The 19,853-nt window shown below is 28.3% G+C and carries 17 protein-coding genes and 1 tRNA gene; 8 read left to right on the forward strand and 10 right to left on the reverse strand.

The window, feature by feature from the left end; genetic code table 11:
* Positions 1-353 precede the first annotated feature (353 nt).
* The 4 genes from J3E06_RS08390 to taw2 all read right to left on the reverse strand — a co-directional run bounded on the left by J3E06_RS08390 (position 354) and on the right by taw2 (position 4,160).
* Positions 354-755 carry a hypothetical protein gene (locus J3E06_RS08390; protein ID WP_013179817.1) on the reverse strand — a complete coding sequence of 134 codons (402 nt, stop codon included), beginning with the start codon at positions 753-755 and terminating at the stop codon, positions 354-356.
* Between the two features lie 80 nt (positions 756-835).
* Positions 836-1,687, reverse strand: a complete 852-nt coding sequence (locus J3E06_RS08395; protein WP_013179818.1) for an AzlC family ABC transporter permease — start codon at positions 1,685-1,687, stop codon at positions 836-838.
* A gap of 55 nt (positions 1,688-1,742) precedes the next feature.
* Complete coding sequence (locus tag J3E06_RS08400; RefSeq protein WP_259165072.1) at positions 1,743-3,047, reverse strand: hypothetical protein; 1,305 nt, start codon at positions 3,045-3,047, stop codon at positions 1,743-1,745.
* A gap of 336 nt (positions 3,048-3,383) precedes the next feature.
* Entirely contained in the window at positions 3,384-4,160 is a 777-nt protein-coding gene (gene taw2 / locus J3E06_RS08405) for a tRNA(Phe) (4-demethylwyosine(37)-C(7)) aminocarboxypropyltransferase Taw2 (RefSeq protein ID WP_013179820.1), read from the reverse strand.
* 254 nt (positions 4,161-4,414) lie between these two features.
* Between taw2 and sepS the strand changes: the two genes are divergently transcribed.
* Positions 4,415-6,103 (forward strand): O-phosphoserine--tRNA ligase, encoded by a 1,689-nt coding sequence (gene sepS, locus J3E06_RS08410; RefSeq protein WP_013179821.1) that lies wholly within the window; start codon positions 4,415-4,417, stop codon positions 6,101-6,103.
* Positions 6,104-6,208: 105 nt separating this feature from the next.
* Here the strand turns inward: sepS and J3E06_RS08415 are convergent, their stop codons facing one another.
* Together J3E06_RS08415 and J3E06_RS08420 are read right to left on the reverse strand one after the other, a co-directional pair.
* Complete coding sequence (locus J3E06_RS08415; RefSeq protein ID WP_013179822.1) at positions 6,209-7,060, reverse strand: MerR family transcriptional regulator; 852 nt, start codon at positions 7,058-7,060, stop codon at positions 6,209-6,211.
* A 231-nt stretch (positions 7,061-7,291) separates the two neighbouring features.
* Positions 7,292-8,284, reverse strand: coding sequence for a glycine betaine ABC transporter substrate-binding protein (locus tag J3E06_RS08420; RefSeq protein ID WP_013179823.1), 993 nt, complete (start codon positions 8,282-8,284; stop codon positions 7,292-7,294).
* A gap of 259 nt (positions 8,285-8,543) precedes the next feature.
* Here J3E06_RS08420 and J3E06_RS08425 point away from each other — a divergent pair, with 259 nt between their 5' ends.
* Entirely contained in the window at positions 8,544-8,840 is a 297-nt protein-coding gene (locus J3E06_RS08425) for a putative quinol monooxygenase (protein WP_013179824.1), read from the forward strand.
* A 114-nt stretch (positions 8,841-8,954) separates the two neighbouring features.
* On the opposite strand, the gene J3E06_RS08430 is transcribed toward J3E06_RS08425, so the two are convergent.
* Positions 8,955-9,848 carry a radical SAM protein gene (locus tag J3E06_RS08430; protein WP_013179825.1) on the reverse strand — a complete coding sequence of 298 codons (894 nt, stop codon included), beginning with the start codon at positions 9,846-9,848 and terminating at the stop codon, positions 8,955-8,957.
* A 184-nt stretch (positions 9,849-10,032) separates the two neighbouring features.
* On the opposite strand from J3E06_RS08430, the gene J3E06_RS08435 reads away from it, so the two are divergent.
* The 4 genes from J3E06_RS08435 to J3E06_RS08450 all read left to right on the forward strand — a co-directional run bounded on the left by J3E06_RS08435 (position 10,033) and on the right by J3E06_RS08450 (position 15,924).
* Positions 10,033-11,295, forward strand: a complete 1,263-nt coding sequence (locus J3E06_RS08435; RefSeq protein ID WP_048187076.1) for a radical SAM protein — start codon at positions 10,033-10,035, stop codon at positions 11,293-11,295.
* Positions 11,296-11,559: 264 nt separating this feature from the next.
* Complete coding sequence (leuS, locus tag J3E06_RS08440; protein WP_013179827.1) at positions 11,560-14,562, forward strand: leucine--tRNA ligase; 3,003 nt, start codon at positions 11,560-11,562, stop codon at positions 14,560-14,562.
* Between the two features lie 171 nt (positions 14,563-14,733).
* The gene (locus J3E06_RS08445; RefSeq protein WP_013179828.1) at positions 14,734-14,937 is read left to right on the forward strand and encodes a hypothetical protein; all 204 of its coding nucleotides are present in this window, start codon (positions 14,734-14,736) and stop codon (positions 14,935-14,937) included.
* A 105-nt stretch (positions 14,938-15,042) separates the two neighbouring features.
* Positions 15,043-15,924, forward strand: coding sequence for a DUF2334 domain-containing protein (locus J3E06_RS08450; protein ID WP_013179829.1), 882 nt, complete (start codon positions 15,043-15,045; stop codon positions 15,922-15,924).
* A 49-nt stretch (positions 15,925-15,973) separates the two neighbouring features.
* On the opposite strand, the gene J3E06_RS08455 is transcribed toward J3E06_RS08450, so the two are convergent.
* Entirely contained in the window at positions 15,974-16,525 is a 552-nt protein-coding gene (locus J3E06_RS08455; RefSeq protein ID WP_013179830.1) for an HNH endonuclease, read from the reverse strand.
* Positions 16,526-16,770: 245 nt separating this feature from the next.
* On the opposite strand from J3E06_RS08455, the gene J3E06_RS08460 reads away from it, so the two are divergent.
* On the forward strand, positions 16,771-17,355 hold the full coding sequence (locus tag J3E06_RS08460; RefSeq protein WP_013179831.1) for a hypothetical protein: 585 nt from the start codon (positions 16,771-16,773) through the stop codon (positions 17,353-17,355).
* A gap of 129 nt (positions 17,356-17,484) precedes the next feature.
* Positions 17,485-17,569 (forward strand) — tRNA-Ser (locus J3E06_RS08465).
* Positions 17,570-17,665: 96 nt separating this feature from the next.
* Here J3E06_RS08465 and J3E06_RS08470 read toward each other — a convergent pair.
* Both J3E06_RS08470 and J3E06_RS08475 read right to left on the reverse strand, forming a co-directional pair.
* The gene (locus J3E06_RS08470) at positions 17,666-18,634 is read right to left on the reverse strand and encodes a tyrosine-type recombinase/integrase (RefSeq protein WP_013179832.1); all 969 of its coding nucleotides are present in this window, start codon (positions 18,632-18,634) and stop codon (positions 17,666-17,668) included.
* A 17-nt stretch (positions 18,635-18,651) separates the two neighbouring features.
* Positions 18,652-19,853: rolling circle replication-associated protein (locus tag J3E06_RS08475; protein ID WP_259165084.1), on the reverse strand; the 1,202-nt coding region annotated here is incomplete at its 5' end.

Raw genomic sequence — 19,853 nt, forward strand, 5'->3', positions numbered from 1 at the left:
CAAGTAAAAGGAAAAGCTCAACTTTCTGGTGATTTAAACATAATCCGTGTTTAAATTAATTATATAAAATCAAATCAAATCAAATTAAAAATAATCGCAATTATAATATATCATTATTCCAAACCTTAATGGAGGAATTATAATATATTATATAACTGTTTTAAATTTTTTAAACGTTTAACATTTAAAAATAATTGCTTTTTTTGATAAAAATATGAGTTTTTAGTCAATTTTAGTCAAAATAAGGGTTATGATTTAAATTATTAAAAAAATATTTTTTGGGAAAACATACAACTATCATATTATGAGGTATTATACCATATTTTTAATAAGGATAACATAGTTTTAATGTATTAATTTTTGAAAAAATCATCATAGTTTTTAATAACTGTAATTTTTTCGCCATTTTCGGGAGTAATTTCAAATTTAAGCGTTTTAGGGTATGCAATACCATTACTCTCAATATGATTTCTTATATCGCTAACTACAACATTTAATTCCTCGTTCATTGATTCATTTGTGGTTTTAGATGTCGTATATGCAATAATTAGTTCTTCTTTGTCGTTATTATAGCCTACACTGGATATTGGAACATCGGAATTTAATCTCGCTTCCAAATATTTCAAATTCAATTGTTTACCGCTATTTTGGGTCGTGTTGGAACCATCGTCGCCACCAATACAGCCTGAAAATGATAATGTAAAACAAAGATATAATAATATCATAGGGATAGTAATAAATTTTTTAAAATTCACATACTCACCTCATTATAATATTGTCATTTGGAGTATATAACCTTTACATATAATCATAATATCATTCCCGTTATAAAAAATTATTCATCTGATTTTTGTATGGGGTATATGTACGCACTGATTAGTGCAGATATTAGAGTAGAGAATATAATTATCCAACCTGTAGATAAATAGCTCATTAAAACCCAAAAATTTAATCCATTGACTATAGAGCTGGTGATTAACGCAATTATGATAATATTCAACACTTTTTTAGATTCCTGAGCTGCAGGAATTAATAAACCTATAAACATTGCATAAAGTGCAATACCTAAACACGCCTGTATTGATGGGGGCAATCCTTCTGCAACATAAACACCTAAAAATGTTCCAAAAACCCACGCAAAGAATGCCGTAAAATTTAACATAAACAAATATTCGGGATTTAATAGATTCATTTCGCTGTTAGATATATCCTTTTCATCATTATGTACATTTGAATTTTTCAAAGAAGCGACCACAAAAGTTTCGTCGGTAATTCCAAAAGACAAAGCACTCAATATTTTATTTGATTTACCATTATAATCAATTTGCTGTGATAGCGAAGAAGACATTAAAAAATGTCTTAAATTTAATATAAATGTGGTAATGATTATTTCAAATGATGATGAGCCCAATGCAATTAAATTTACGCCTATAAACTGACTTGCACCTGCAAATACGATAAGAGACATTAATACGCAGATATAATCGGGAATACCTGCTGATTTTGCGAGTATCCCAAAAGCAACAGCTATGGGGATATAACCAATTGATATAGGTATAGCATCCTCAAAACCTTCAAAATAGCATTGATATTTTTTATATCTTTCGCTATTCTTATATTTTTTAATATTTAGGTATTTTTTATATCTTTCATATTTTTTAGAATTATTATTTTTATCATTTGACATAAAATCACTTATGAATTATTTTAAATTATTTTAAATTATTTTAAATATTCTAAAATTATTTTAAATATTTTAATATTTCTTCAGAACCTTCAGTCGGCTCTACAATTCCACCATAAACTTTTTCGACGATTTCTTCAATTTTTTCAAATTTGTAGCTTTCATTGTTCTTGCAAGCTTGAATAACCATAGGACATTCTAAGAAATCCGCACTATTCACCAAGGTATTTTTTTTAATTGGAAAGAGACTTAAAAAATTTACAATATTTACATTGTTTATTTTATCAAAATCTGCCATAAAATGGTTAAATATCAAATTTTTATACCCTTCTTTTTTACAATAGTCTAATAATGTAAATAAATATCTATTACACAATCTTAAGCAAGGATTATCGTTTATGGCATTTTTTATTTCTTCAGAATCTATTTTTTCCATTTGTATGTAATTATGATTTATTTTCATATTATTATTGGTATTATTGGTATTATTATTATTATTATTATTATTATTGACATTATTATTCAAAGCATAGTTTTCAATATACTTGTTAATTTTGTTTTTACTTTTATTTGGTAATATTACAGTGTTTCCAGTATCTATTGTAGCACAATCTATGTTAAAATACTTTGAAACGTTATTTAGTCCTGCCAAATCATATTCACATTGAACGATGTATAATGATTTGTCCAAAAATCTATTTTCGCATTTTGAAAATTCTAACCCTCTTTTTTCCAAAAATTCGATAGATTCAAGTGTTTTATTATGTAATTTTTCAATATCTGAGATGTCTTCAACTCTAATTATTAAATTTTTGGATAATTCAAAAATGTTTTTATAATTATTTCCATAATTATTTTTGTTTTGAGATAACTTATATTCATTATTATCCCTATTTTCTTTATTTTTGATTTTTATTTCGTCTAATTTTCTTAATTTTCGAGAGTTATTTATTTTTCGAATAATTATTCCTTTTGCATAGTTTTTTCTAAATTTATTAATGTTTTTAGGTTCAGTTAATCCATTAATGTAAGTTTCTGATACATAATTAAGTAATTTATTATCATTAACTATTTTTTCTCTTAATTTGCCGATTACCCACCCTCCAGGTCCGATAATCCCTGATTTATCGGTTCTGGTAGATGTATACAAGTATAGTATTATTTTTTCATCGTTGTTATTAGTGCCCACTTTTTTGAATTCATAGTCTAAAATACTAAAATTTAACATTTCGAGACCAATTTCTTCCCTAATTTTAAATATTTGATTTTTTAAGAATGAAATAAAAGTTTCTCTATAAACTTCTTTTTTAGCATTTGCCATATTTTTCAAAATATATTCGGGGTAATTTTTTCCGTATTCCACAAATTCACCCTTAATTCCCTATTTTCTACATATATAATTTATTACGCATATTTCTCATTTTGTCGAGTATATATTTAATAGTAGTCTATAATTAATACATATTAATATCTTAACGTTTTAATTTTAATTTATTAACCTTAGTACCATTAATTTAATATTGGTATTATCTGCATCATCTGCATCATCTGTATTATTATTATTATTATTATTATTATTTAGTATTATTTGGTATTATTTAGTATTATTAATGTTATTATTGTCAATGAATAAGTATGTAATACGCCATTAAATTAAGATAATTATTAGTTTATTATTAGTTTAATCAATTTATTTAATTTAACCTATATCAATTTTTTTGAATTTCGCATCAACGACAATATGTGAAACTCCAGGTGAGTATTTTTTAATTCGAATTATCTCGTATTCTTCGAGTTCAAACCCGTATTTGTGTCCAATGGATTTAAGTTGTTCTACAGGTCTTGTATTCATTATTTTTTCCGGTACTGTATCGTGATAATGGATAGTTCCATTATTTGCCAATATTTGGAATGCTTTTTCTAAAAATTCACTTGTTTTAACTACATAACCCATTAAAATACGGTCTGCTTTTATGGTTTCATCAAAATCACGGTTATCAATATTAAGGGGAACGACAATATTTTCCACTTTATTCAATAGAATATTTTTACACAAATGGCGGTATGAATTGGGATTTAGCTCCAAAGCATAAATTTTTTTAGGTGCGGAGTATTTTGCAAGAGGTATTGTAAAATAACCAATGCCTGCGAACATATCCACAACTATTTCCTCTTTATTTGATTTTGTTGCAATTCTTTTCCTTTCTTCGAGATTTCCCATACTCCACATAATTTTTGAAGCATCAATACTAAATAAACACCCGTGTTCCTTGTTTATAGTTTCTGTTTCCGTACCGTACAATGTTTTTGTGGTTGGAACCCTTAAATCTCTCGTAATATGGGTTTCATATTTTAAAATTGTTTTACATTTTGTCCTTTTCACTAATTCTTTTATTTCCGTTTCGTTTAACTCATCTTTTACGATTAATATGTCCCCTATTTTTTGATATTTTAATTTTTTATGCCCATTTGTCATATTTTTACATCCGTTATTTTTACTATAAACTTTAATATACTATCATATAATAAATTAATTCATATAATAAATTATTTGATTAAATAACTTTAAATACTAATTTTTAGTACTGTTTATAATAGATTATCTAATAAATTATCGGGTATTCGCATCCTAATTCTTATTAGTATAAATTCTATCGACATATTTATTTTTATAAGTTTATAATTTTATAATTTTATAGATTTGATTAATTAAATTCAGGACTGATTACAATGGTTAACGAAAAAAATGAAACTGGAAGATTTAATAAAGAAGAAGTTTTGAAATTAGCAGAGCAAGACTTTGAAAAGGCTTGGAAAGAAACAAAAGATTTAATAAAGCCTAAAAGGATTAATAGCAGATATCCAAGATTGCAATCAACTTATGGGAAAACTCACCCTATAAATGACACCATTGAGAGCTTAAGACAAGCTTATTTAAGAATGGGTTTTGAAGAGTATATGAATCCCGTAATTGTTGATGAAAGGGATATATATAAACAATTCGGACCTGAAGCAATGGCTGTTTTAGATAGATGCTTTTATCTCGCAGGTTTACCAAGACCTGACGTAGGATTAAGCGATGAAAAAATAAAAGCCATCAAAAACTTAGGTATTGACCTCGATAAAGCTGTTAAAACCGCCGATACAAAAAGTACTAAAAATAAAAAATTAACGGGTAAAGAAGCTTTACAAAATATATTGCACGGCTACAAAAAAGGAACGCTTGACGGCGACGATTTAGTTCTTGAAATATCAAATGCACTTGAAATATCCAGTGAAATGGGATTAAAAATTTTAGATGACGTTTTCCCAGAGTTTAAGGAACTTAAAGCCGTAGCTTCAAGTTTAACGCTCAGAAGTCATATGACTTCAGGATGGTTTTTAACTATTTCTGATTTGGTTAAAAAAAGGAGCACACCGTTTAAATTGTTTTCCATCGATAGATGTTTTAGAAGGGAACAAAAAGAAGATAAAAGCCACCTTATGACCTATCATTCTGCTTCTTGTGCAATCGTTGGTGAAAATATAGACATTAACGACGGTAAGGTAATCGCTGAAAGTCTTTTATCTCAATTTGGATTTACAAACTTCAAATTTATACCTGATGACAAAAAATCAAAGTATTATACACCTGAAACTCAAACCGAAGTTTACGCATACCACGAAGAACTCGGAGAATGGATAGAAGTTGCTACATTCGGTATTTATTCGCCTATTGCTTTAAGTAAGTACGGTATAGACGTTCCTGTAATGAACCTTGGTTTAGGTGTGGAAAGGCTCGCAATGATTAAGGGCAAATTTACAGACGTCAGGGAAATGGTTTACCCACAATTCTATGAATACAAATTAAGCGACAGGGATATGGCTTCAATGATAAATGTCGATAAAATGCCGGTAATCGATGAAATATACAATTTATCAAATGAGTTAACAAATATTTGTATAGAAAATAAGGACGAAATTGCACCTTGTGAGTTTATTCTTCAAAAAGAAATCGAATTCGGAGAAATTTCTAAAAATATAATCATAAATGTGTTTGAAAAAGAAGAAGGAAAGAAATTATTGGGTCCTTCAATTTTAAACGAGATTTACGTTTATGATGGTAATATTATTGGAATTCCTGAAAGTTTTGATGGTGTAAAGGAAGAATTTAAGGAATTTTTGCAAAATGGGAAAGATAACGGAGTTAATACAAATATTACTTATATTGAAGCAATAAGCTTAAAAATAGCTTCAAAAATCGAAGAAGCTCTTATTAGCAATACAAAAGAGTTTAAAATTAAAATACCAATCGTTAGAAGTTTAAGTGATATCAATTTGAAGGTTGATGACTTAGCAATGAAGCAAATAATGAGTAATTCAAAAATGGTTGACGTTAGAGGTCCTGTATTCCTAAATGCAACTGTTAAAATTGAATAACGTAGAAATAAGTAAAAATAATATAAAATAATAAATAATATAAAAAATGGAAATTTCCATTATACTTATTTTATTATCTTATTATTTTAATTGGTATTAACATTATTATTCTTTTATTTTATTTTCTCGAATAAATGGGTATTGAATTTCAGTTTCAAGTTCATCAATAGGCGTATCCATTGGACTATTGAAATATAGTTCCCTATCAGGTATTACAAGTTTTAAATCATTCTTTTCAGCATATTCCATAATTTTTGCATAACTTGAGCACAAGGTACTGTATGGACCTTTATGAATAATGGAAACGACTTCAACACTTGGTAAATATTTTAATTCCATTTTTTCGTCAGTTAATTCAATATTACCAGATATTGGGATTGCCATTTCAATATCTGCGCCTTCTTCAACGTATTCCCCGTCATAGCATAACATCATAGGTGGACCCACTATTTTAATATCTTTTTTGCGGTTTTCAGCACTATATATCATATGCATCAAATCAGCGATTAATTTAGTACATGAAGTACCATATGTACCGAATTCTCTTTTTGAGAGCACACGGACTTTTTCAATGGTTTTAATCACAGGTTCGTTTGTCATCTTAACAACCTCCAATATAGAACCTGAATTTAAAAGCATTCTTTTTATGCCCTCTAATTTTTCTATTTCGTTATTTACTTCTTTGCATCTTTCTTTTAATTTCGTTTTCACGTAATCCATATCACCGTGCGATTCAGCTTCGAGTATCTTTTTAACATTGTCCACATTGAAACCTACTTTTACAAGGGAGTTGATTTTTATACCTTTTTTAAAATCTTCAACCGTATAGTATCTATAATTGGTTATAATGTTTTTTTCAGGCACTAAAAGACCTTTTTCGTCGTAATATCGAAGAGCTCGCTTAGTTAAGTTTGTCATACGTGAGAATTGTCCTATTGAAATTTTGAGTCGACTCATAATAATACCTACGTTGCCGTTTTATATATAAAATTTGAAGTTAACCTGCGTTAATCTTTTAATCTTTTAATCTTTTAAGTATTATTATTATTATTATTATTATTATTCTTAAATTTAGATATTGTAAATAATATACGTTATATTGTCCAAAAAACTTGAAAAGACTATACGCAAATAAAAAAATAACCTAAAAAAAATAGAAATATAAATTATTAGTTATTACTTGGTATTTTATTTTAAAAGTTCGTTCCATTCGTCAACTTCGTATTGGTTAGCGTCAATCCATTTTGATGCAATTTCCTCGGCAGACTTATTTTCATAAACATATTCAACAGCCCAGCTGTTAGCAACATCTTTTGAAACTTGGAATTCTTTTAAGAATCGGTATGCTTCATAGTCCCAAACATACATTTCAGGTCTTGAAACAGTAGTTATTTTATCGTATTTACCAGCGTATATATGTTCATTATCCGCTAATTTTTCAACAGGGTATTTTTCGAATAATGCGGAAGGTTCCCACGCTACGAAAACAATATCTTCATTGTTTGCGTTAGCTTCGTCTACTAATGCATATAATTCTTTAGGATTTACGTATTTTATTGTGTAATTAGATAAACCATACGTTGTTAATGCTGATTTGGTGTTTTCTGCAACTCCAGTATTTTCTTCAAGACATACTATTGTATTGTCGAACATTTCAGAATGGTTTTTCAAATCGTCAATAGATTTTACGCCGTTATCGTATGCGTTTTTATTAACTGCGAGACCAATCCAGGAATCTTCAACGTTTTCTTTTACTTTACTTAAATTATTACTGTATTTGCCCGCAAATGAGCTATCTGTTGTAGGATATGAGCCAGAAAGCATAATGTCAGCATCTCCTGAATAAACTGTACTGTACATATCATCAGTCGACATTTGCGAAATACTTACTGTATATCCGTTATTTTCCAATATTTGTTTTACAATTTCCCCTTTAACGATTTCTACAGGTAAATTTGTTGTAATAATGGTCATAGACCTATTTTCTAATATTATTGTGGTATCAACACTTTCATTAACATTGTTAGTTGAATTGTTTACAATGTTTGAGACCGTACTATCGTTTAATGAGGTATTTAAAGTATCTGAATTGTTAACATTTGTATCAGATTTGGTTGTGCACCCTGCAAACACCACAAATAAACTTAGTAAGGTAATTAGTAAAATTTTACCGTATTTCAAACTAATCCCTCTCGTAAATGCTTTTTAAGCTTTTTTTATGTAAATTTTAATAATAATTTTTTAAATTAATAGATGATTCTACCAATTTAGTTATAATAATTACTATTGAGGTATTTATATATGTATTTAACGATTTTGTAAGTTAATAATTTAATAATTTAATAATTAATTTGATAGAATACAATATTACGTAATTACCCATAAAAAGAATGAATTATATAAATTGAATATATTGATATAACATAATTTGGGTGGATAGATGGTTAATAATATCGTAAAAATTATTGCAAAGCACTATATTCAAAAAGAAAATTTGAATGCTTATATCGATGCTTGTATGGTTGCAAAGCAAAAAGCCAAAAAAGGCGACGGTTATATTGATGTAAGTTATTATCAAGACATTATTGACGACAGAATAATAGTAATGGTTGCCAAATGGGAAAATATGGATAAATTAGAAAAATATGTTGCTTCAAAAGAATATAAAGAAATGTCTGATTCATTATCGAAATATTATTCAAAAAAAGCAGAAGTGAATTTTTACAGAGAACTTTAAAAATAAAATTTTGATATGTTATTTATTAAGTAATATATTATTTAATATATTATTTAGTATATTAAATAATATATTATTTAGTATATTGGCATACATACACATTTTAACATATATTTAATGTGAAAAATGTTTTAAGTCGTAAATATCTAAATTTTTACCTTTTTCCTGTTCGATATGATTTTTTTGATGCAATAAACCAGCAGCATCTGCCCTACATTGTTGACAAGCCCTAAATTGGGTCATAAATTCTTCAGAATTGTCCCTAACACCGCTAATTTCATCACAGGTAGGTCTTCTTAAATTTTCCATTTTATACATTGGAATGAGTGGGATTATGTTTTGAACAAATGCGTAATCTTTGAACGTTTTTGCAACTTCTACAATGTGCTCGCCGTTTATTTCAGGTATCAAAACAGTGTTTATTTTAACTGCTAAATCATACTCGTAAGCTTTTTTAACTCCTTCAATCTGATTTTCAATTAAAACTTTCGCTCCTTCTTCGCCTTTTAAAACTTTGCCTTCGTAATATATCCAATCACATATTTGAGCTTGTATTTTTGGGTCTACAGCGTTTACTGTGGTGGTAACTGTTTTTACACCTAAATCTGCAAGTCTTTTTGCATATTTTGGGAGTAATAACCCGTTGGTGGATAAACATCTTATCATTTCAGGGAATTTTTCCTGTAAAATTTCGAGAGTTTCAAAGGTTTCTTTGTTGAATAAGCTGTCTCCCGGTCCTGCAATACCAATTACTTTAATATTGTCCATTTTTTTAAGTAAATCGTTTAAATAGTCTTCTACGTCTGCAGGTTTTAATATGTGATGTGCTACCCCTGGTCTCTCTTCACAAAGTGATTCATCCCCCAAACTTCTTTTACAGAACCTACAAGCGATATTACACTTTGGAGCTACTGGTAAATGTATTCTACCGATTTTATCGTGTAATTTTTCATTGTAGCAAGGATGTACTTTAGTAATATGTGCAAATTTTGACATTTTTTGATTCATTAAAACACCTAAATACCGATTTATTTTGTGTGAAATATTTAATTGCAATTAATTTCTAATTTAATTTTAAAGTATATATATCATATGGGTTTAAATTGAATATACTATTTGAGTATTAATTATATTTTTTATAATTACTTGACGTAATTGGACTTATAATTATTTTGGTGATAACATTAGCGGAATTAAAAATATTAAATTTGAAGATTATGAATTAAAATGCGATGAATTAACAGAAGGTTGCAAATTTTGTATTTTGGGCGAGAAACTCGTACTTTTTATTACTGGTATATGCAATAGACAGTGCTATTATTGCCCACTTTCTGAAAATCGTAAAAATAGGGACGTAATTTATGCAAATGAGCGTAAAATCAGTACGATAAATGAAGCAATTGAGGAAGCTGAAATATGCGGTAGTAAAGGCGTAGGCATAACCGGCGGAAATCCCATATTAAAAATAGACAGGACTTGCAAATATTTAAAAGCTTTAAAAGAACATTTTGGAAAGGATTTTCACGCTCATCTATATACCACATTGGAAATAGAAGAAAAGCACCTTAAAAAGTTAAAAGAAGCTGGACTCGACGAAATAAGACTACATCCACGAATGGAAAATTTAAAAGATAATGGTATTAATAACGACGTTAATAAAAAAGAATTGGAATTGAATAAACTCGTTGAAAAATTAAAACTTTGTAAGCAGTATATTAAAAAGGTAGGCGTTGAAATACCTGCTATTCCGACTATGGATGATGAAATATTACTTTTAGTTAAAAAAATTAATGAAATACCTGTGGATTTCATTAATTTAAATGAATTAGAATATTCTGAAACAAATTACGAAGAATTGTTAAAAAGAGGATTTTCTGAGAAGAATGACTATTCTTCACGTATAAACGGAAGCCAAGAAACAGCCTTAAATGTTATAAATAATGCTAAAAAAGACTTAAATAATAATTTATCCTTAAAATCAAATGTAAATTTAAAAATGCACTATTGTCCGTCGACATTAAAAGATAGTGTACAAATGAAGAATAGACTCATTAATCGAGCGAAAAACGTAGCAAAAGAGTACGAAATAATCACCGATGAAGGTTTGATTATAAAGGGAATTGTAAAATATGCAGAAGGCGAATTAAATCAAAATACGAGTAATGTTAAGGATAGGGTTGAAAAAAACGATTTTATACAATTATTAGAATATAATGAATTAAAATCAGGAATTGATTATGAAGTTAATTTATCCAAATCAGAAATTTATCTTAATCCAATTTTATTGGAGGAAATTGTTGATTACTTAAAAGAAACTGGTTTTGTACCTGAAAAGGAGTTTAGTGCGTATATTTCTGAATATTACCCCACGGTTGACAAATTAGAGATTCAAAGAACGCCTTTAATCACAAAAAAGCCAAAATTAAATCTTAAAAATAGAAAAAAGAATATTTAAACTTTATATAAGTTTTATTTTATTTTTTATTTTTTATTTTTAATTTTTATTTTTTTTATTATTTTTCAATATAAATACAATATTTTATATTCCATAACTGATTAAATAAATTTAAAGGGTATATTTTTATATTTTAATAAAATATATATTATTGGTCGAATATACTCAAAAATTCGTATAATCTGTATAATTCGTATTATTTATAAAAATATGCATACAATCTTTATAAAATTTTTATAAACTATTCATATCAAATCATATCAAATGTTATTTTTATCAAATGTCCTTTATGGTGAAATTTTGAATACTGAAATCAAAAGCAACGAAAAAAACGAAAAAAACGAAAAAGAAAATGTAAAAAAGCTAAATTTTACAGAACTTGCTGATAAATGGCAAAAAATATGGGATGAAAACAAAATATTTGAAACAGAATATAATAAATACGCTGACGCTGATGGAAACCCATCTAAGGAAAAATTTTTCATAACTGCAGCTTTCCCATACTTAAATGGTGTATTACACGCAGGACACTTAAGAACTTTTACAATCCCTGAGACACTTGCAAGATACAACAGAATGAAGGATAAAAATGTACTCTGGACTTTTGGATACCACGTTACTGGAACCCCTATTTTAGGTCTCGCAGAGCTAATCAAAAACAGAAATGAGCATACAATCTGGGCATACAATAACCTCCACAAAATACTTATGGACGAGTTATTAACCTTAAACACGCCTCAAAACATTGTAAATTGTTTCTCTGAAAAAGCTACAGAAGCTTTTAAAAAAATGGGTTTTTCATTAGACTGGAGAAGGAATTTTAAAACCGATGACGAAGTATTTTCTAAGTTCATTGAATGGCAATTTTGCACTTTAAAAGAAAAAGGATACATCTCAAAAGGTTCTCACCCGGTTAGATACTGCCCTAATTGTGATAATCCGGTTGAAGACCACGATTTATTACACGGTGAGGAAGCTACAACCGTTGAATATACTCTTATCAAATTTACAACCAAATATGACGATAAAGAGTGTATTGTACCAATGGCAACTTTAAGACCTGAAACCGTATTCGGAGTTACTAATGCGTGGGTAAATCCTAATGAGACGTATATACTCGCTGAAGTTTACGACGAAGTTCAAAAAATGGATAGCGAAGAAATAAACACTAAATTTAATGGCTACTGGATAATGGGTAAAGAATGCGCTTATAAATTATCTGAACAAGATAAAAAAATCGATATAATTAAGGAAATGCAAGGTAGCGAACTTATTGAGAATAATGTAATGCTTAAAAACCCTGTTTCTCAAAAAATGGTGCCACTTTTCCCTGCAAATTTCGTAGAAATGGATATCGGTACTGGTTGCGTTATGAGTGTACCAGCTCACGCCCCTTACGATTATATCGCCTTAAAAGACCTCGGTGCAATTGCTGAAACGCCAAGTGATGAAGCAAACGGAAAAGTAAGTTTAATCGGTCTTATTAACATTGACGGATATGGAAAATTCCCTGCAAAAGAAATCGTGGAAAAATTAGGAATTAAAAACCAAGACGACGATGAATTATTAGAGCAAGCTACAAGTAAAATTTATAAAGATGAATTCCACAAAGGAAAATTAAATGAAAACTGTGGAATTTACGAAGGAATCCCTGTAAAGGATATTAAAGAGAAATTAACCAAAGACCATATTGCAAATGGATTTGCAGAGGTAATGTACGAGTTTTCAGAGCAAAACGTTGTATGTAGATGTGGTCAAAAATGTATCATAAAAACCGTTAAAGGTCAATGGTTCATCACATATTCAGACGATGAGTGGAAAAGACTCGCTCACGAATGTATTGACGGTATGAACTTTAAACCTGAAAGCTTTAGGCAAGAATTCCATAATAAAGTTGATTGGATGAAAGATAAAGCTTGTGCAAGGAGAAAAGGTTTAGGTACAAGATTACCATTTGATAACGAGTGGATGATTGAAAGTTTATCGGACAGTACAATTTATATGGCTTACTATACAATTGCAAGGTTTATAAACGTTCAAAATATCTCAATCGACCAGTTAAAGCCCGAATTATTTGATTACGTCTTTTTAGGAAAAGGAGAACTTGAAGACGTTTCAGGACTTACAAACATATCAAAGGAGACAATACTAGATATGAGAAGAGAATTCCTCTATTTCTACCCATTAGACTGGAGGTGTTCCGCAAAAGACCTCGTACCTAACCATTTGACCTTTATGATATTCAACCACGTTGCAATATTCGGGGAACAAAATAAAGGTTTATGGCCAAGAGGAATTGAAGTAAACGGTTATGTTACAATCGAAGGTAAAAAATTGTCTAAATCGAAAGGACCCGTTTTACCAGTTATGGAAGTTGCTGAAAAATACGGTGCTGACGTTGGTAGGTTTTATATTACAACCTGTGCAGAATTACCGCAAGATGCAGACATTAAATTTAAAGAAATGGAAAAAGCAAGGGATAATTTAACAAAATTCTATGAAATGGCTTTGGATTTAAAAGATGTAAGTTTAAAAGTTGAAGAAACTAAATTGTCAAGGATTGATAAATGGTTATTACATAAACTTTACAACGCCGTAATTATTGCAGATGAAGCTTATACAGAGTTTCAACTTAGGAAAATCAGTATTTTATTCTATGAATTAATGAATGATTTAAGATGGTACAAAAGAAGAGGCGGAGAAAATAAAAGCGTACTTAGGGAAGTAATCGCAGTATGGAATAAACTTTTAATGCCAATAACGCCTCATTTATGTGAAGAAATTTGGCAAGAATTAGGTTATGAAGGTTTTGTATCTCTTGAAAAATTCCCAATAATTAAGCAAGAATTCTTAAATAATGATTTAGAACGTGGAGAGGAATTTATTAAATCAACAATGGAAGATACAAGAAGTATATTATCAGTTGCAAAAATTCAGCCATCTAAAATATATGTATATACCGCGGATGACTGGAAATATAATTTAATGGAATTTATGCACGATAACCAGGATAAAAACGTTAAACAAATAATACCACTTGTAATGCAAAACGTTGAGTTTAAACAACAGGGTAAAGCTGTTGTAAAACTTATCAATGAATTTATGAAAATTGGTGTTAAAAATACAATTAATGAAGATGAAATACTTGAAAATGCAAAAGAATTTTTATCTTCCGAGTTTGACGCTGAAATTATCGTAAATGGCGAAGACATAATGAATAAAAAGAAATTTGCAATTCCTTATAAAATAGCAATATATATGGAATAATTAAATTAATTTCTTCTTTATTTTTATTCTATTTTTTTAGCTTGTTTATTTTTTATTATTTTATAATATATTTTATAATTTATTTTATAAATCCATATATTCAATGATTTGAGTTTATATATTTATATATAATGATTTTCATAAGTTAATTACAGGACTTAAGGGGGTAGTATGAACAAAATCGATAAATCACATTATGCAAGAGTAGTTGGACTTCTTTCCGTACTTTTAATAGCTTGGTTAGTTGCTAAATACCTTGAAACAGAAATATCTGCATTATTATTTGCCATATTGTTATTAATTATATTTACCGTTGATATCATCTTTAGATTGGCTTGCTGTGTTAAACATACAAAAAACGAAAGTAATCATTAGATATTTGTTAAATTCCTAACTATTTTCTTTTTTTAGTCCATTAAATGGATATATATTTATATCCTGTATTATAAAACTAAATTTATTGTTTTAAAATGGTGTGTTATGAAAAGTGTAAAAAAATCTAAGTTATCATCAAAATACTCTACATTACTGTTATTAATAGTTTTAGTTTTAGTATTGTTAGTTTCTACAATGTTTTTTGCAGATTATCACGGTAAATATTTAAAATATGACCCTTTAAAAGATGTATCAAATGACAGATGTTATTATAACGCTTCAACGCCCATAGTTTTGATACACGATGTAAGCCCCAAATATATCGATGAAATGAAAGAAATCACTGAAATACTTGATAATAATCATTATTCAACAAGAACATACTTATTTGTAATAGTAAATCACGCAAATGAAAATAAGTTAACTGACTACCCTGAATTTGTGGAATACCTTCACGAATTGGATAAAAAAGGTTATCATATTCAATATCACGGTTATGACCATATCGCAGGAGAATATAACTGTAATGAAAGTGTCGCAAAGCAAAAATTGAATGAATCCATTAAGATACTAAACAATTGCCAATTTGATACGAATACCATAAATTATGTAATTACTCCAAGGTATAAATTATCCAAAGATTCGGCAAATGTCTTTTTAAATAGGAATTTCACAATAATTATGGATTATTACATTTTAAAAAATAGAACTGACGGCATTGAAAAGATTATAATTACAAATAAAGAGTATACGTGGTATATGCCTGAAAATTGTACAGAAATTGCCAAAAATGTTTCTATAGTAGATTATAAAAACAGTTTAAAAGAAAATAATCAGTTTACGTTGTCAATTCATCCGAAAGCTGTAAATTATGGTAATGGCATAGAATTTTTAGATTATTTCCTACGAAAAACGAATTATGATACATTAAAGGATATTTTATCGGGAGAATATAATTCTAAGGAAATTAATGAAAATAAAAAATAATAAAATAAAAAATAAAATAATAATAATAATAATAATAAAATAATAATTTTTATTTAAATTCTTTTAAACAACAATCTATATCTAATACTGAACCGTCTTTTTGGTCTATTTCACAATTTAATTTATTTGCACAATTGCAACATCTGTAAACAAGTTTTAAATACTTTTTTTCAACTAATGGGGGTATTTTATCAAAAAATTTATCATCATCTTTATAAATTTGATTATAAACTTCATAAAGTCCTTTTTTGCCTTTCTTACTGTTGCAGGATTTACACGCCCAAATTATATTGTGAATTCCTTGTATATTATCACAATCTTTACATCTTTCATTTATTTTAATTGATTTGGGGATAATATGGTCTTTAGTAAGATTTTCAGTGCAACCACAATATATACACTTTTTTTCAGCTTCAACAAATTGCAGGTCTTCTCGCATAATACTTGACCATGAAATTTTACCACTTTTTAAGTCCCTAAATTTGGTTTTTATAAATCCATAACCCATTTTTTTACCATTTCTGGAGGCACTTTTTGCCATTATCTTAGCATATTGGTAATATATCATATCTTCGATAGTTTTTACTTCTTTGTCAGGCATATAATCACTTATATTTATTTTTTTATCAGGTTATTACTTAATTTATTTATTTATTAATTGATTATTTTTACCATTTAATATTATTTTATATATTATATAAATTATCCCACAATATTCACAAAATATTAATTTTAATACATATATATTTATTACACCATATTTCAATAATTATGATACAAATAAAAAATAAGAAAAATATATTATTGTATGTACAGAGAAATTAGATTTAACTATAGGGGGAAATTATGGAATATATCTCAAGTTTTATGATAATCGGACTTTTACTTTTCGCAATTGTAGATTTTTACTTTTCAATCACTGGAAATTATATTAAACGTAATATAAAACCATTATATACGTATAAATGTTATGTACTATTGCCGTTAGGCTTGCTATTGGGTTTATTAGCTTACTATGATTTTTATTCGTATCTTGCAAATTTTGAATTATTAGGTTTGGATTTAAGATTTTATGTAGCGTTATTTGGTCAATTTATCTTTTTATTTAGTGTTTTGTGCATATTGCACGAAAACTATAAGCTAAAAGATGAATTTACTTCTAAAAATAATGGTAACGAATATGATAAAGAATATGATGGAAATAAGGGGGATACCACTATTGAAGATAATGCAAAGAATACCCCTAATGGGAATACTAATATGTATAAATTATCCAAATATTTGGTATATTTTTTACTTATAATCACCGGATTTCCCAAATTACTGATTAATATGTATAATTTTCAAGATTATCAATCCTATATAATTATTATCGGAGTAATTTTATTTTTCATATTGTATGCAGTTTCTAAATCCAAAAATAAATATTAATAACCCATTATATTTTATATTATTTAATTTATCGTATTTTTAATAATCTAAATTTATAAATTTAACCGAAATATTTATATAGTAGAAATGCCCTCCTATATATGTGATTAAATGAAATCACATGTAAGTGCGGAGATGGCCCAGCCTGGTACGGCGCGGGACTGCTAATCCCGTTGAGCTCTGCTCAACCCGCGTTCAAATCGCGGTCTCCGCGTATTCTTTTTAAAATTAAATTTTATCAAAATTAACACCTGTTTTAATGTGGTTATTTATTCGACATATTAACGGGTTTTTAGTCCCGTTGTACTTTTTATAGTGTTTTTTTAACTTCATTTAATTGAGCGTTTAACCGTTCTTTACTGTGTGCGTATATCATTGTAGTTTTAACCGATTTATGCCCTACGTACTCCTTTACAAGGTCAATCGGTAAAGTATCTAACAATTCAGATATACGACCGTGACGGATAGAATGAATAACAATTCTTTTGGAGCTGTCAATAGTTCCATTTTCTTTTAAAACTTTAATAGCTTCCTTAAATGCTCTATTTACACTACCTTTATAAAGTTGGTTATTCTTTTCACTTTCGAATAAATAGCGTTCTTTATTTCTTTTATCGACATTAAGAATAGTTTTAATAAGTTCTAAACTACCGTTAGAAAATACGACTATTCGTTCCTCGTATCCCTTAGTATCAGTCAATCTAATTGTATTTTCTTTAAAATTAACGTCTTTAATCTTTACGTTAAGTATTTCCCCTATCCTCGCAGAAGTCTCCCAAAGTAGTTTAACAACTAATGCGTTTCTAAATCTTGTATTAGACGATGTTTTATGTAGTATTTGGTTAATTATAGCCTCATACTCTCGTTTAGTACATACATCATAATGTTTATATTCAATTCTTTTAAACCGTTTTCTTTCGCTACTGTCTTCTATAAACTCATTCATAACGTCTAAGCGGTTTATTCTGAAAAATACCTTTAATATGTTATAATATCTGTTTTGGGTATTTCTCGATACTTTGCGGTCTTCTTGCAAATAATAGAAGAATTCGACGAAATCTTTATAATTTAACTCATTTAAAGGCTTTTTAATAGTATCATTCACAAAGTCTAAAAAAACCTTAGTTTTGATTAAATCGCCTTTTATAGTGCTTGATTTCCTACCGTCGAACCTACGTTCTTTTTCAAAGTCTTTAAGGTATTTATCGATATTTAAACTAAATTCTTGTTTAGGGTTTTGGTTGCTACTGAATAAATTATATAATTTCTCTTCGTTCATTTTATCACCATTAAGATTTAAGAATAATCGATTAAAGGTGTAGATAGTCCCATACTTCCAAAACCGCCCCGTCTACGTTTAGAGTTTTGTATATCGTTGTGTATGGCTTCATAAACAAATTGAGGAACTGCAGAGGAGTAACACGCCATCATAGGTTCGTAAATTCCTATTTTTTCAAGTTGTATGTCTTGTTGTTGCGGGTCTTCGTCTTCATCGGGACATCTGGAAGAATTCCAAAATTTTTTATTTGTAGCATAATAAAAAGGCAATTGCCCAACGCTTTTATATATTTCTCCTTTTCTTGCATTAAAGTTATTTGTAGGGCTTGCATTTCTCTTTATATCTTCTAATATTCCTAATATTCTTTTCATTGAGTAAAAAGACTTAATTAAGTATTTTTTAATATAATGTTTAACATCGTTTTTTGTACTGTCTTTAGGTTTATTATTTGGGTTTTTATAAACCCATTTGTAATTTTTTGTTTTTTTGTCTAAGGTTCTTTTAATTCCATAAATATAAACGGTTCGACCTTGCCCGTAGGATTGCCACCATTCAGAGAGTTTAAAAACTGTTTTTGTTGTCTCTTGCTCTGTCCAGTTCTTGGCGTTTTTTCTATAATCTCGTAAATCTAAAAAATCGGTGCCGAATATAACAACGTGGAGGTGCGGGAGGGCTTTTTTAGGTGAAAACTCGAAAGAATAAATATATTCTAATTTTCTGTTGGTTTTTCTAATAAATCTTTTTTGGATGCGGTCAAAAATCTTTTTATAATTTTTGTGTAAATTGTCCGCCATTTCCTGAATACTGTCAAATAGCGACGGGTCAGAGGTTAGGGTTAAGAATACCGCTTTATCGTGTCTGTTGCTCATAGCGTCAAATTTTTTGTTGAAGTCTCTTAAATTTGCATTTATTCTATTAACGTCTGTAAATCGAGTTTTAAAAGGTAAGATTTTAAACTTGGTTACGTCTAAAAACTTAAAATCTTCCTTTAATTTTAAAATTAATTTCTTTTCGAGGGCGTCCCTTACGTTTTCAACAAAGAAAAAGTTTAAATCGTATCTTGATTTCTTGTGTTCGTCGTTTGTTATGTCTAAATAGTTATTATCTGTTACTATTTGGTGAGCTTTCTTGAATGTCCAGTTTCTTTTATCATTGAAGCCCGTAAATTTGTTATTGTTATTACTTTTTTGTAACGTCGCACTTGTGCTATCGCAGTTAT

Origin of the sequence: Methanococcus voltae (assembly GCF_024807655.1) — an archaeon.
GTDB lineage: Archaea > AGJL01 > Methanococci > Methanococcales > Methanococcaceae > Methanococcus > Methanococcus voltae_D.